At 34.4% G+C, this 12,232-nt stretch carries 13 protein-coding genes; 4 read left to right on the top strand and 9 right to left on the bottom strand.

Features of this window, described 5'->3' with window-relative positions:
- Positions 1-41: 41 nt before the first annotated feature.
- Together DB891_RS12080 and DB891_RS12075 are read left to right on the top strand one after the other, a co-directional pair.
- Positions 42-854, top strand: a complete 813-nt coding sequence (locus tag DB891_RS12080) for a zinc-dependent peptidase (protein ID WP_116763835.1) — start codon at positions 42-44, stop codon at positions 852-854.
- A 101-nt stretch (positions 855-955) separates the two neighbouring features.
- Complete coding sequence (locus DB891_RS12075; protein ID WP_116763834.1) at positions 956-1,378, top strand: CBS domain-containing protein; 423 nt, start codon at positions 956-958, stop codon at positions 1,376-1,378.
- Positions 1,379-1,435: 57 nt separating this feature from the next.
- Here the strand turns inward: DB891_RS12075 and rpe are convergent, their stop codons facing one another.
- From rpe to DB891_RS12030, 9 genes are all read right to left on the bottom strand, one after another.
- Positions 1,436-2,098, bottom strand: coding sequence for a ribulose-phosphate 3-epimerase (gene rpe / locus DB891_RS12070; RefSeq protein ID WP_116763875.1), 663 nt, complete (start codon positions 2,096-2,098; stop codon positions 1,436-1,438).
- A gap of 319 nt (positions 2,099-2,417) precedes the next feature.
- Positions 2,418-3,281 carry a sigma-70 family RNA polymerase sigma factor gene (locus DB891_RS12065; protein WP_026707723.1) on the bottom strand — a complete coding sequence of 288 codons (864 nt, stop codon included), beginning with the start codon at positions 3,279-3,281 and terminating at the stop codon, positions 2,418-2,420.
- Between the two features lie 236 nt (positions 3,282-3,517).
- Positions 3,518-3,757 (bottom strand): hypothetical protein, encoded by a 240-nt coding sequence (locus tag DB891_RS12060; RefSeq protein WP_116763833.1) that lies wholly within the window; start codon positions 3,755-3,757, stop codon positions 3,518-3,520.
- 200 nt (positions 3,758-3,957) lie between these two features.
- Complete coding sequence (locus DB891_RS12055) at positions 3,958-4,704, bottom strand: LytR/AlgR family response regulator transcription factor (protein WP_116763832.1); 747 nt, start codon at positions 4,702-4,704, stop codon at positions 3,958-3,960.
- Positions 4,697-6,442: an ATP-binding protein gene (locus tag DB891_RS12050; protein ID WP_116763831.1), complete on the bottom strand. Its 1,746-nt coding sequence runs from the start codon at positions 6,440-6,442 to the stop codon at positions 4,697-4,699. The genes DB891_RS12055 and DB891_RS12050 overlap by 8 nt, the downstream gene beginning before the upstream one ends.
- A 109-nt stretch (positions 6,443-6,551) precedes the next feature.
- Positions 6,552-6,980 carry a hypothetical protein gene (locus DB891_RS12045; protein WP_124019519.1) on the bottom strand — a complete coding sequence of 143 codons (429 nt, stop codon included), beginning with the start codon at positions 6,978-6,980 and terminating at the stop codon, positions 6,552-6,554.
- An 872-nt stretch (positions 6,981-7,852) separates the two neighbouring features.
- Positions 7,853-9,988: a polyribonucleotide nucleotidyltransferase gene (locus DB891_RS12040; protein WP_116763829.1), complete on the bottom strand. Its 2,136-nt coding sequence runs from the start codon at positions 9,986-9,988 to the stop codon at positions 7,853-7,855.
- Between the two features lie 212 nt (positions 9,989-10,200).
- Complete coding sequence (gene rpsO / locus DB891_RS12035; protein ID WP_116763828.1) at positions 10,201-10,467, bottom strand: 30S ribosomal protein S15; 267 nt, start codon at positions 10,465-10,467, stop codon at positions 10,201-10,203.
- A 132-nt stretch (positions 10,468-10,599) separates the two neighbouring features.
- Positions 10,600-11,079: a GAF domain-containing protein gene (locus DB891_RS12030; protein WP_116763827.1), complete on the bottom strand. Its 480-nt coding sequence runs from the start codon at positions 11,077-11,079 to the stop codon at positions 10,600-10,602.
- 170 nt (positions 11,080-11,249) lie between these two features.
- Here DB891_RS12030 and xrtF point away from each other — a divergent pair, with 170 nt between their 5' ends.
- Positions 11,250-11,786, top strand: coding sequence for an exosortase family protein XrtF (gene xrtF, locus DB891_RS12025; RefSeq protein ID WP_116763826.1), 537 nt, complete (start codon positions 11,250-11,252; stop codon positions 11,784-11,786).
- Positions 11,776-12,219: an exosortase F system-associated membrane protein gene (locus tag DB891_RS12020; protein ID WP_116763825.1), complete on the top strand. Its 444-nt coding sequence runs from the start codon at positions 11,776-11,778 to the stop codon at positions 12,217-12,219. Before xrtF ends, DB891_RS12020 begins: the two co-directional genes overlap by 11 nt.
- Positions 12,220-12,232: the final 13 nt, after the last annotated feature.

Below are 12,232 nucleotides of genomic sequence, written 5' to 3'. Positions count from 1 at the left end.
TTTTAGTATCTATTAATTCAAACAGGCTCTAAGTCAATTTTATGGAAAACATTGTCCTTCTTTTTACTTTTGTTGTTTTTCTTATTTTTTTAGGTTTTTTTGTCGGCGTTGTTTTTATGTTTCTGGAATACTGTTTCGGCTTAGTATTTGGTAGACCCTTCTTTGTTCATTTTTACCTTTTTCAGAAGAAAATCACCCCCACCGCATTACGCTTCTTAAATACTCAATTTCCTTTTTATATACGTTTATCTGATAGAAATAAAACCCATTTTGAGCATAGAATTGCTAGATTTATGGAGAAATACGAATTTGTAGGCCGTGAAAATTTTGTAATTACCGAAGAAGTAAAAGTACATGTTGCAGCCACATTTACCATGTTATCTTTTGGTATGCGTCAGTATCTTTGCGATGTTTTTGATAAAATAATAATTTATCCATCCGTCTATTTTTCAAGGATTACCCAACAATATCATAAGGGAGAATTTAATCCCAAAGCGAAAGCGGTTGTTTTTTCTTGGGAAGATTTTCAAAAAGGATATGATATTACAAATGATAATCTGAATCTCGGAATTCATGAATTTGCGCATGCCTTGCATTATCAAGGTTTGCAAAGTAATGATAATGGTGTGATGCTTTTTTCCAGAATGTACAGTATCATTAATGAAGAAGTAAGTGACTCAACTGTTAGGGAGCAACTAATTCAATCCAACTATTTTAGGATTTATGCTTTTACCAATCAGTTTGAGTTTCTTGCCGTGCTAGTCGAACACTATTTTGAAACCCCTTTGGAATTTGAAAAGCAGTTTCCCGATCTTTATAAAAATGTCTGTTTGATGTTGAATATGAGACCTTAATTTATGGTTAAATTAAACTTTATAACTTAACAACTGATAAACATCATATTTTGGATTGATTTTCTTTTTTAAATTTGGGTATAATTTAAAAAAGAAGAGCTATGAAACATCGAGTGCCAGTGTCGGCTATTATGACAAAGAATATTATTAAATTGACTGTTTTAGATGATTTGACAAAAGCGGAGTCTCTTTTTAAACACCATAAAATTAGGCATATTCCGGTAGTAAGCGGAACTACCATAATAGGAATGTTGAGTTATACCGATTTATTGAGGATCTCTTTTGCAGATGCGATCGATGATGACGAAGAGGTTGTAGATACGACTGTTTATAATATGTTTACGGTGGAGCAGGTGATGGCCAAAAAATTAATTACCATTTCTCCGGAAACTACTATTAAAGAAGCTGCAGAGATTTTGGCAAGCAACGAATTTCATGCTTTGCCAGTTTGTGAAGGAAGTTTGTTGGTTGGAATTGTAACCACGACCGATCTTATTAAGTATTTAATTGATCAGTATAAATAAAGGGTTGTTATGAAAAAAGTCCCAATGCTCAGGAAGAGTATTGGGACTTTTGTATTTTTATACCGTTGTCAATTTTTTTAAATCGGCGATGGTTTGTGTTGGGTTGTCAGCCTTAAAAACAAAGCTTCCTGCTACAAGTACATCAGCTCCGGCCTCTACTAGCTGTAGAGCATTTTTATTGGTTACACCGCCATCAATTTCTATAAGGGTGGTTGCTCCTTTTCGAGTAATCAGTTCTTTTAGTTTTTTTACTTTTGTGTAAGTGTTTTCTATAAAAGACTGTCCTCCAAAACCGGGATTCACACTCATGATGCAAACCATGTCGATGTCATTGATGATGTCTTCCAATAAATCAATGTTGGTGTGAGGGTTAAGGGCGACTCCTGCTTTCATTCCTTCGGATTTGATAGCCTGTAGGGTTCTGTGCAAGTGTGTGCAAGCTTCATAGTGTACCGTTAGGATATCGGTTCCCAATTCCTTGAATGTTTTGATGTATTGGTCTGGATTGACAATCATCAAATGTACATCAATTGTTTTTTTTGCATGTCTGTTAATCGCATCTAAAACGGGCATTCCAAAGGAAATGTTTGGAACAAAAACACCATCCATGATGTCTATATGAAACCAGTCGGCTTCACTGTTGTTGATCATTTCTATGTCACGTTGCAGATTGGCAAAATCGGCAGCCAGTACTGAAGGGGCAATAAGTGTGTTCTTCATTGTGTAGTTTTTACGTTGAGATGCACAGCGGTGCATCTTTACTAGTTTGTAGTTTTTTGCAAAATTAGCTTTTTTAACCGCAAAGGCGCAAAGATTTTTGCAAAGATCGCAAAGCTTAACGATTTTTTTTGATTTCTGATTGGAACATAAATAAAATATATTGAATGCTATGGTTATTTAAAAAAATAAAACTCCGGTAATCAGCCGGAGTTTCAATCATCAATCAAAAAACGAACAGTTAATCAGACTGTTGTTCACTTTGAATTAAAAGATTTAAAAATTAGAGTATTTAAAAATTTTAATTTGGGGATATTTTAAATTAACCTAAATATGTTTTTAATATTTTACTTCTAGAAGTATGTTTTAATCTACGGATTGCTTTTTCCTTGATTTGACGTACACGCTCACGAGTTAGGTCGAAAGTTTCGCCTATTTCTTCCAGTGTCATTGGGTGTTGATCACCAAGACCAAAGTACAAACGAACCACATCTGCCTCTCTTGGAGTTAATGTCTCTAATGAACGTTCGATTTCGGTACGCAATGATTCGTGTATTAATTCTCTGTCTGGGTTTGGAGATTCACCTGAACGCAATACATCATAAAGGTTTGAATCTTCTCCTTCTACAAGAGGTGCATCCATAGATAAGTGACGACCAGAGTTTTTCATAGACTCTTTTACGTCATTTACAGTCATGTCTAGTTCTTTTGCAATTTCCTCAGCAGATGGTGGACGCTCATTAGATTGCTCTAGTAAAGCGTACATTTTGTTGATTTTATTGATAGAACCAATTTTATTTAAAGGCAAACGAACGATACGAGATTGTTCTGCCAAAGCTTGAAGTATCGATTGACGAATCCACCAAACAGCATATGAAATGAATTTAAAACCACGAGTTTCATCAAAACGTTGTGCTGCTTTTATCAATCCTAAATTTCCCTCGTTGATCAAATCGGGAAGGGTAAGTCCTTGATTTTGATATTGTTTGGCTACCGAAACTACGAAACGTAAATTGGCTTTTGTTAATTTCTCTAAGGCTCTTTGGTCCCCAGCTTTTATCTTTTGAGCTAATTCTACCTCTTCGTCAGCGGTAATAAGGTCAACTTTTCCAATTTCTTGTAAATATTTGTCTAATGAAGCAGTTTCACGATTGGTAACCTGCTTGGTAATTTTAAGTTGTCTCATGTTTTTGTCTCCTCAATTTTTAAGTGTACAAATGGTTATACGTACGGGGTTTCAAAAAAGTTACAACTAGTTTCAAAAAAGTTGCAAAAAGAGCTGTTATTTTCAAAATAGATAAAAAAACCTGCTTCAAAACGATGAAACAGGTAATTCTAACTAATTTAATTGTTTATTGGAAAGTCTAGTTTATACAAGAAATAGCGCTAAATGGCATAGGCTATTTTTTTTGGTTTTTTAATTTATTCCATTCCTTCTAAGTTGATAATTCTATCGAATATTTCTTTTAAAAATACAATCATAAAGAATACACCAGAAGCTAGGGCTAGATGGTCACTGCTTAGTGTTAACGGTTCGTCTAGAATGTCATATAGACTTGGGATGATGAGGCACAATGAGCCTATAAGTCCAACCCATGGGTTTATTTTGTTTAATATTGTTTTCAGTTGCATAATTGGGTGGTTGTTAATTTCTAGTTTCATGATTGTTTGTTTTGTTTTCTGAAGTAAAACTACTTAAGAATTCAAAAACTAAAAGTTGAAATGTCATGAAAGCTGTAATTGTTGTCACGAGATAACCATAGGAGGAGACGTTGATAAGAATTCTGTCTACTGGGAAGAAATCATAAAAAAAAACTTCCCTTTTGGGGAAGATTTGGTTCGGTACGTTTCTCTTTATGGGATTACGACAAAATATTCATTTTTTTTATGAAATCTTTATAGGAATAGCTCAGGTTTACTTTATGCCCCCCTTTGAGGATGATAAGGTTGTCAGCCAGAATGATTTCCTCTATTTTATCGGTGTTGACAATGTAGTTTCTGTGGGTTCGGGTGAATTTGTTTTTGTCGAGCAATGCGCTGATTTTGGTGAGTGAAATCAAGATGACAAATTTTTCTTTCTCGGTGATGATGTTGCAATAACGATCCTCGACTTCGATGTATAGGATGTCTTGAAGGGACACTTTCTTGAGTGCGTTTTTCTTTTTGATAAACATATAATCATTGCTGATTACGGTGTCTTGGTCTTCGCTCAGGAAAACATTGGTTTGCTCGTAGAATTTTTCGACAGCCATTTCCAGAGCATAGAGAATTTCCAATTCGTTGAAGGGTTTCATCAAGAAGCTGAAAGGCTTGGTCAATTTGGCTCTCTCAAAAATCTGCCGGTCTTGTGAACTGGTTAAAAACACAAATGGTTTGGAGGCATTTGGTACAATGTTGATGGTCTCGGCAAAGGTGATTCCGTCTGGTTTTTCGTTAAGAAAGACATCGATTACAATGATGTCTACGGGGTTTTGGTAGAATAAAGTTAGGGCATCGGTATAATTTCTGGCCACGCCTACAATGTTGTATTTGTTGGCCAGTAAGACATTGCTCAGCGCATCACTTTGCTCTGGGGTGTCTTCTATAATAAGTACGTTGATGTTATCCATTTTGTTCTGTTTTTGGGAACGAAAGTATCATCTTGGTTCCTTTGTTGAGTTCGCTTTCTATAGCAAAAGTCCCGCTATTTTTCTTGATCATTTGTTTGCACAATTGCATTCCAAGGCCAGTTCCTATTATCTCCGAATTGCTTTTCTTGGCTAATAGTTCGTTGTCTTCTAGCAATTCGTTTATTGTGTTTTGGCTCATGCCCAAACCGTAGTCCTGAATTACAAGTTGGCAAAAATTGCTATTGGTTTCGAGGGTATAAAAACTGATTTTGCTGTTCTCTGGAGAGAATTTGATAGCGTTGTCGAGTAGGTTACGCAAAACGATTTTTAGCGAATCGAGATCCACGAAGATAAAACTGTTTTTGGAAACGGCGTTCTCAAAAGCAATACTTTTGTCGTGCAGTAACGGTTTGTAGTTGTGTTCTATTTGTTGCACGATAGAGTGCAAATGCACCGAATCTTTGCTGAAATACAATTGTTTGGTTTGCAACAACGCCCAATGGAGCAAGTTGTCCAGCAAACTGTAGGCGCCGTTTGCAATCGCGCTGTTTTGGTGCAGCAGCTGGTCTAGCTCGCTGTAGTTTTTGGTTTCTAGCGAATATGTGAGTTTGGTATTACTGGTTTTGAGCGCATTGACAGAGGAGCGTAGATCATGGCTTACTATGGAGAACAATTGGTCCTTGGTAGCGTTGAGCTCGTCTAGTTTTTCTTTTTGTGTCAGGATGATTTTGGCGTTTTTTACTTTTTGGCCATAGACATAAACGCCTCCTACCAGAAGCAACAATAAGCCCAATGTGGAAAAAAACATGGTATTGCGTTGCGTATCTTTTAGTTTGTTGGCTACCTTAAGTACCGAGATTTGTTTTTGTTTTTGCGCTACCGCATATTTTTTCTCATAGTCTGCGAGTGCCCAGACTTTGTTTTGGTTGTTGAGAGAATCTTTCCATTGCTCGGATTCTTTTCTGTAGATTAAGGCTTTTTTGAAGTTGCCTCTGTTTTCCTCTACAACTGCCATGTTTTTAGAAGCGTCTCTTTTTTTGTCAAAATCTTTTACTTTTTTCGATAAAGTGTAGGCTTTTTTAAAATACGGAATGGCTTGTGCATCTTTGTATTGTACATAATATAAATTTGCAATATCCATATACAATGAAATCAAAGATACTGGGTCTTTTTCTTTTTCTTTTTCTTGAATTTGGAGACTTTTAAACAGGTATTCTTCGGCTTTGGGAAATTGATTGAGGTGTAAATAACAAATGCCTAAATTTTCATAAATGATGCTTATTTTATAGCCTTGATTGTTTGTAATAGGGAGTTTTTCGACTTCTTTAAAATAATAAATTGCTTTTTCGAATTCTTTTAATTCTAGTGAGATTTGTCCTAGGTTTTTATTAACTAATGGGTAATAAATGAATTTTTTTGAAATTAAATGTAACTCAGTTCTGGCTTCCTTATAAAGTTTTAATTTAATATGACCGCATCCCCTAAAAAAATGACAATAATCTGCCAACTCTTTATTTTTGCTTGAATTTATTTGTTTTAATGAATAAATTAAAGTAGAATCCCAGTTTTTTTTAATAAAATAATCCTGTGCTTTGTTGAAATTTGTTTCCTTTTTAAAGTTTTTTGCTTTTTTTTGAATTACATCATTAAATAGTTTGTTAGTAGATTGTGATTGAGATGATAACAAAAAAGAGGATAATGAAATTATTAGAAAAATTAAAAAGTTAAATTTTGGCATTGCTGATTTTATTTAAATTGTAATAAAAAAACATAGTTTATTTTAAATTATAAAGTTTTAAATAAACGATGTGAATTACTTGTACTATTAATTTGTAAGCCTTTATTTATTAGTCACCCACTGATGTCACAGTCCCTCTAGAGGTCTCAGGGTCTAAGTCTCTCAAGTAAGAAGTAATGCTAGTGATGGGAGCAGCAGAATTTTGGGGGTAATCTAATTCTATGTACCATACATTCACACTAACGGGTCTTTCTTCTCTATAGTTGTAATCAAAATACAATTGTAAAGAACCTTTAATTACTACTGGATTTGGTTCTACATAAGGTGTAACTTTGTTTTGAGAATCAATGTATAAGGTAGCTCTAATTTTTAAGGTTTTATGCTTGTCGTCATTAGTGTACCATTTCGCAGAGACTAAGGGAGCAACGGGGTAGTGTACTTCTAAGTTTTTACCGAATGTAAATGGGACTGTGTTAATTTGTGTAACTTGAATAGTTGGATAGCATTCAGGAGGGCAAGGCATTGTTGGATCAGACATAGTTGTTTTTTTTGGTGAATTGTTAATAATTTTCACGTTAAAGATATTTTTTTTCTTTGAATAATCTGTGCTGTTTGTGTTATTTTTTTTATATAAATGTTTGAGTTATTCTTGATAGAATGTGTATAACAAGTTGGTCTTAAAAGAAATAGATTTGTTTAACAGGAAGAGCATAATGTTTTTTATTACAGATATAAAAGTGTTTGGTTTTTTGTTAACCACAAAAGCAACTAAAGATGTAATAAATGGCACAAATTATTTTAGAAATACAGTGTTTTGTGGTTTGGTTTAAATGGTAGGCAGATTGAAGAGAATGCAACTAAATTTATAAAAAAAAAGAATTGAAAAGGTATAGTATCAAAGATCATAACGTTTTTTGTGTTTTGCTGCAAAGACTACAAAGAATACGTAAAGGGTAATAAGTTTTTGGTGGTATCTCATTGTTTTTGATGCATTGACTCGAATTTTTGCTATTCTTAAGAACAAAGAAGAGTATAGTACGTTTGTTTGATGTAATTTACTTCTCCTTTTCGTTGGTGATCGGTTTTACTTTGTTGAAATGAAAAATTATAAAATTCTGTTTAATCAAAATATAATGCGTTTGGGTAGTATACCGTGGATAAATTGAAAGTTGTTTTAAGATCTAAATTTCTCGTTTTACGATTGCATGAGGGATAGGAATAAGCTACCGAAGTAGCATGGATAGCCCGACCGCAGTAGGGAAAGGGGCCGAATGAGCGGTTTGTTTATTTGGCCCCTTTTTCTACTGGGGTCATGCCCTAATAAGGTTTGTTGTTTAAACAAAAACCCCGTTTCACATACATGAAACGGGGTTTTCTCTATAAATAAACCTTTAGTAAACTAAGATCTGATTACTCTTTTTTCTCCTCACGTGGAGGTCTTGCCATTAAGGCTTTTCTAGACACTTTCTCTTTACGAGTTTTTGGGTCTAAACCTAAATACTTAATCATGAATACATCACCCATGTTTACTACATCAGCAACGTTTTCTGTTCTTTCCCAAGCCAATTCAGAAACGTGAAGCAATACTTCGTTTCCTGGAGCGTCTAGGTATTCAACAACTGCACCAAAATCTAGCATTTTGATTACTTTTACTTCATAGGCTTCTCCCATTTGAGGTTTGAAAGTGATGGATTGGATTTTAGCCAATACCGCTTCAATTCCAGCAGGATCTGTTCCAAGAATTTCGATAACTCCTTGCTCGTCTACTTCGTTGATTACAATAGTACATCCTGTAGCTTTTTGTAATTCTTGAATTACTTTTCCTCCAGGTCCAATCAACGCACCGATAAAGTTACCAGGAATGGTTCTTGTAATGATTTTTGGAGCATACGTTTTTACATCTTCTTTTGGAGCTGCAAGTGTATCAGTAAGTATGTTAAGTATATGTAAACGACCGTCTCTAGCTTGTGCCAAAGCAGCTTCCATAATCTCATATTTCAATCCGTCAATTTTGATGTCCATTTGACAAGCTGTAATACCTTCTGAAGTTCCAGTTACCTTGAAATCCATATCTCCTAAGTGATCTTCATCACCCAAAATATCGGATAAAACCGCAAAACGTTCTCCATCAGTAATCAATCCCATTGCAATTCCAGAAACAGGACGTATCATTTGGATACCAGCATCCATTAATGACAATGTTCCAGCACATACGGTAGCCATAGAAGAAGAACCATTTGATTCTAATACTTCAGAAACCACACGGATGGTGTAAGGACAATCGGCAGGAATCATATTTTTCAACGCTCTTTGGGCTAAGTTTCCATGACCTACTTCTCTTCTTGAAGTTCCTCTCAACGGACGAGCTTCTCCTGTAGAAAATGGAGGGAAGTTGTAGTGTAAATAGAATTTTTCTTCACCTTGTTCTGATGGTGAATCAATTTGGTTGGCTTCTCTAGAAGTTCCTAAAGTTGCTGTTGCCAATGCTTGAGTTTCTCCACGAGTAAACAATGCAGATCCGTGAACGGATGGTAAATAATCTACTTCACACCAAATTGGTCTGATCTCTGTAGTTTTTCTTCCGTCAAGACGAGTTCCTAAATCTAATGTTACGTTACGTACCGCTTCTTTGTTGGTTTTGTAGAAATATTTGGAAACTAAATCTCCATTTTCTGCCAATTCTTCTTCAGTGAATAATGCTTTTACTTCTTCTTTTACAGCATCAAATGCAGCAGTTCTTTCTTGTTTAGAAGAACCTTTGCTTGCAATAGCGTAAATTTTATCATAAGCTGCTGCTTTTACTTTTGCGTAAATAGCATCGTCTGTTCTTTCTGTTTCGTAGGTACGAACTTCTTTTTTTCCAAAAGCAGCTTGCAAACGTTCTTGCGCAGCAATTTGGTTTTTGATGTGTTCGTGAGCAAATTTAATTGCTTCTAGCATTTCTGCTTCTGAAATTTCTTTCATTTCACCTTCTACCATTGCGATAGAATCTGTCGAAGCTCCAATCATCATATCAATATCTGATAATGCTAATTGTGCACGAGAAGGATTAATGATGAATTTTCCATCAATTCTACCAACTCTAGCTTCAGAGATTAACGTTTCAAATGGAATGTCAGACAAGGCAAGTGCTGCCGAAGCGGCTAATCCTGCTAATGCATCTGGCATAATATCATCGTCATGAGACATTAACTGAATCATAACTTGAACTTCTGCATGGTAATCACTTGGGAAAAGTGGACGTAAAACACGGTCAACTAATCTCATTGTTAGTACTTCGCTGTCACTTGGGCGAGCTTCTCTTTTGAAGAAACCTCCTGGGAAACGACCTGCTGCAGCAAATTTTTCACGATAATCTACCGTTAAAGGTAAAAAATCGATTCCTGGACTTGCTTTTCTTGATGATACAACTGTTCCTAAAATAACTGTTTTACCAATTCTTACTACAACAGATCCGTCTGCTTGTTTGGCCAAACGACCTGTCTCGATTGTGATGTTTCTGCCATCACCTAAATCGATGCTTTCTACAAATAATTGTGGAATCATAATTTTTATTTCTTTAAGTTTAACATAGGTTTTAGTTGTGTTGTTGTTGCGTAGTTAATGCCTAAAACCCAATGAAAAACCAAACTTTTTTTAATGTAGATATTAATTTAAAAAATCAATATCAGATTGAAGAATCTAAAATTTATCCCGAAGTGTCGGGACTAAACTCTAAAATAAAAAAGAGGCACTTTCGCACCTCTTTTGTATATTGATTATTTTCTAATACCCAATACTTTGATAATCTCACGGTATCTGTTGATCTCTGTTTTCTTCAAATAGTCTAACAATGATCTTCTTTTACCTACTAGCAATACTAATGAACGCTCTGTGTTATAATCATGACGATTTTTTTTCAAGTGTTCCGTAAGGTGGCTAATTCTGAAAGTGAATAAAGCAATTTGCGCTTCTGATTTTCCAGTGTTTGTTTTTTCTCCGTGTTTAGCGAAGATCTCTTCTTTAATCTCTTTAGTTAAATACATGCTAATATTATTTAAATGATTTTTATGTATGTCCTACAGCTATTGTAAGACGGCTGCAAAAGTAGAAATTAATTACGACAAGAACAAAATAAACAACTCTTTATTTCAAGAACTGGGAAAGTGGCTATGCATTTACACTTTTAAATTATTCATATCTTGATACAACTTCGCAATTTCCTGGTTTACAAATTCCAAGAAACGTTCATCTTCTTCTGTAAAAGGGTCTATTACATGACTGTCTATATCTATTTGCCCTATGTTTTTACCATTTACAAAAAGCGGTACCACGATTTCTGATTTTACAGTAAAACTACAGGCTATATAATTGTCTTGTGCACTTACATCTGGAACAACAAAATTGTTGTTAGAAATCGCAACTTGCCCACAAATTCCTTTCCCAAAGGGGATAACCGTGTGATCTGTTTCGGCACCTACGTAAGAGCCAAGATGTAATGTTTTAGTTTCGTGATTGGCAAAATAAAATCCTACCCAGTTATAATAAGAAATAGAATCACTCAAAAATTGGCAAACAGCTAGAAGTTTTTCATCTCTGGAAAGACTTGTGTTTGAAGTGATTTCGGTTACTTTTGGTTGTAATTCTTGAAACGTCATGTTTTATTTTTTTTACAAAAGTATTTAAAGTCAATTTTAAAATTGCATAGATTTGTTAAAAATATGATTTCGAAATCGCCATGACTAAAAAAAACAGAATAGGAGCGAAGAAAGGTGATACCTCCCGTTCCGATAGTTATGGAGATCCATAAAAGAAATATAAAGTACGGATGAAAAAATATTTAGCACTATACAAACCTTTTTTGCTTTTTCTAGGCGCATTTTTCTTTGCCTATATAGTGCTTACGTTTGTATATCAGTTTTTTTTGGATAGTTATGAGAGTGGTAAAGTAGATGCAATTACACGATTGGTAGCAAAAAACACAGAAACGGTCCTTTCAGGGTTTGATAAATGTGTGTTTATTGAGGAAAGCGAAAAAGAGCCTTTTTTCACATTGTTTTTTCATCAAAAAGGAATGATAAGGATTGTTGAAGGTTGTAATGCAATTAGTTTAATTATATTATTTATTTCTTTCGTTGTGGCTTTTTCGGGAAATCTGAAAAACACCTTGCTTTTTGTTTTTGTCGGAAGCCTATTGATTTATATTTTGAATATAATTCGAATTGCTGTTTTGGTTATTTTGATTTATCGTTTTCCTAGTCAACTCCATCTCTTGCATGGTGTTCTTTTTCCATTAGTTATTTATGGTGTGGTTTTTATTCTGTGGATTGTTTGGGTAAATAAATTTTCAAAATATGCGGAATAAAATACTTCAAAATAAGGCGAATGTTTTTATTTCACTCCTTCTGGTTTGTTTATTGGCGACCGTTCGTGCCTTTGAAGACAATTTGTTCTATGATCCTTTTTTGATTTATTTCAAGGGAGATTATAGGGTTCTGCCTTTACCTGAGTTTGATGCTTTGCTATTGTTTTTAGGTTTGTTATTTCGTTTTGCTTTGAATACCGTTTTGTCATTAGGGATTATTTATTTTCTTTTTAAGGATAAAGAAATTGTCAAATTTTCTTTTATTTTGTATATTTTGTTCTTTTTGATTTTAATTTTCGCTTTCTTTTTTATCCTTTATTTCTATGGGAATCAAAATAATCTTTTGTTGTTTTATGTACGTCGTTTTTTGATTCAGCCTTTGTTTCTAATTCTTTTTATACCAGCGTTTTATTTTCAAAAACGGAGTGAGTAATTCTTTTTTTTAT

The sequence above is a fragment of the Flavobacterium laiguense genome, assembly GCF_003097655.1.
GTDB lineage: Bacteria > Bacteroidota > Bacteroidia > Flavobacteriales > Flavobacteriaceae > Flavobacterium > Flavobacterium laiguense.
The sequence above is the reverse complement of the archived record's forward strand: the minus strand, read 5'-3'. Positions and strand labels throughout refer to the sequence as shown.

Coding starts and splice junctions, on each gene's coding strand:
- DB891_RS12065 (WP_026707723.1), bottom strand. CDS start 3,281: ATGAGACAACTTAAAATTACCAAGCAGGTTACCAATCGTGAAACTGCT.
- DB891_RS12050 (WP_116763831.1), bottom strand. CDS start 6,442: ATGCCAAAATTTAACTTTTTAATTTTTCTAATAATTTCATTATCCTCT.
- DB891_RS12020 (WP_116763825.1), top strand. CDS start 11,776: ATGCGGAATAAAATACTTCAAAATAAGGCGAATGTTTTTATTTCACTC.
- rpe (WP_116763875.1), bottom strand. CDS start 2,098: ATGAAGAACACACTTATTGCCCCTTCAGTACTGGCTGCCGATTTTGCC.
- rpsO (WP_116763828.1), bottom strand. CDS start 10,467: ATGTATTTAACTAAAGAGATTAAAGAAGAGATCTTCGCTAAACACGGA.
- DB891_RS12040 (WP_116763829.1), bottom strand. CDS start 9,988: ATGATTCCACAATTATTTGTAGAAAGCATCGATTTAGGTGATGGCAGA.
- DB891_RS12075 (WP_116763834.1), top strand. CDS start 956: ATGAAACATCGAGTGCCAGTGTCGGCTATTATGACAAAGAATATTATT.
- DB891_RS12060 (WP_116763833.1), bottom strand. CDS start 3,757: ATGAAACTAGAAATTAACAACCACCCAATTATGCAACTGAAAACAATA.
- DB891_RS12080 (WP_116763835.1), top strand. CDS start 42: ATGGAAAACATTGTCCTTCTTTTTACTTTTGTTGTTTTTCTTATTTTT.
- DB891_RS12055 (WP_116763832.1), bottom strand. CDS start 4,704: ATGGATAACATCAACGTACTTATTATAGAAGACACCCCAGAGCAAAGT.
- DB891_RS12030 (WP_116763827.1), bottom strand. CDS start 11,079: ATGACGTTTCAAGAATTACAACCAAAAGTAACCGAAATCACTTCAAAC.
- DB891_RS12045 (WP_124019519.1), bottom strand. CDS start 6,980: ATGTCTGATCCAACAATGCCTTGCCCTCCTGAATGCTATCCAACTATT.
- xrtF (WP_116763826.1), top strand. CDS start 11,250: ATGAAAAAATATTTAGCACTATACAAACCTTTTTTGCTTTTTCTAGGC.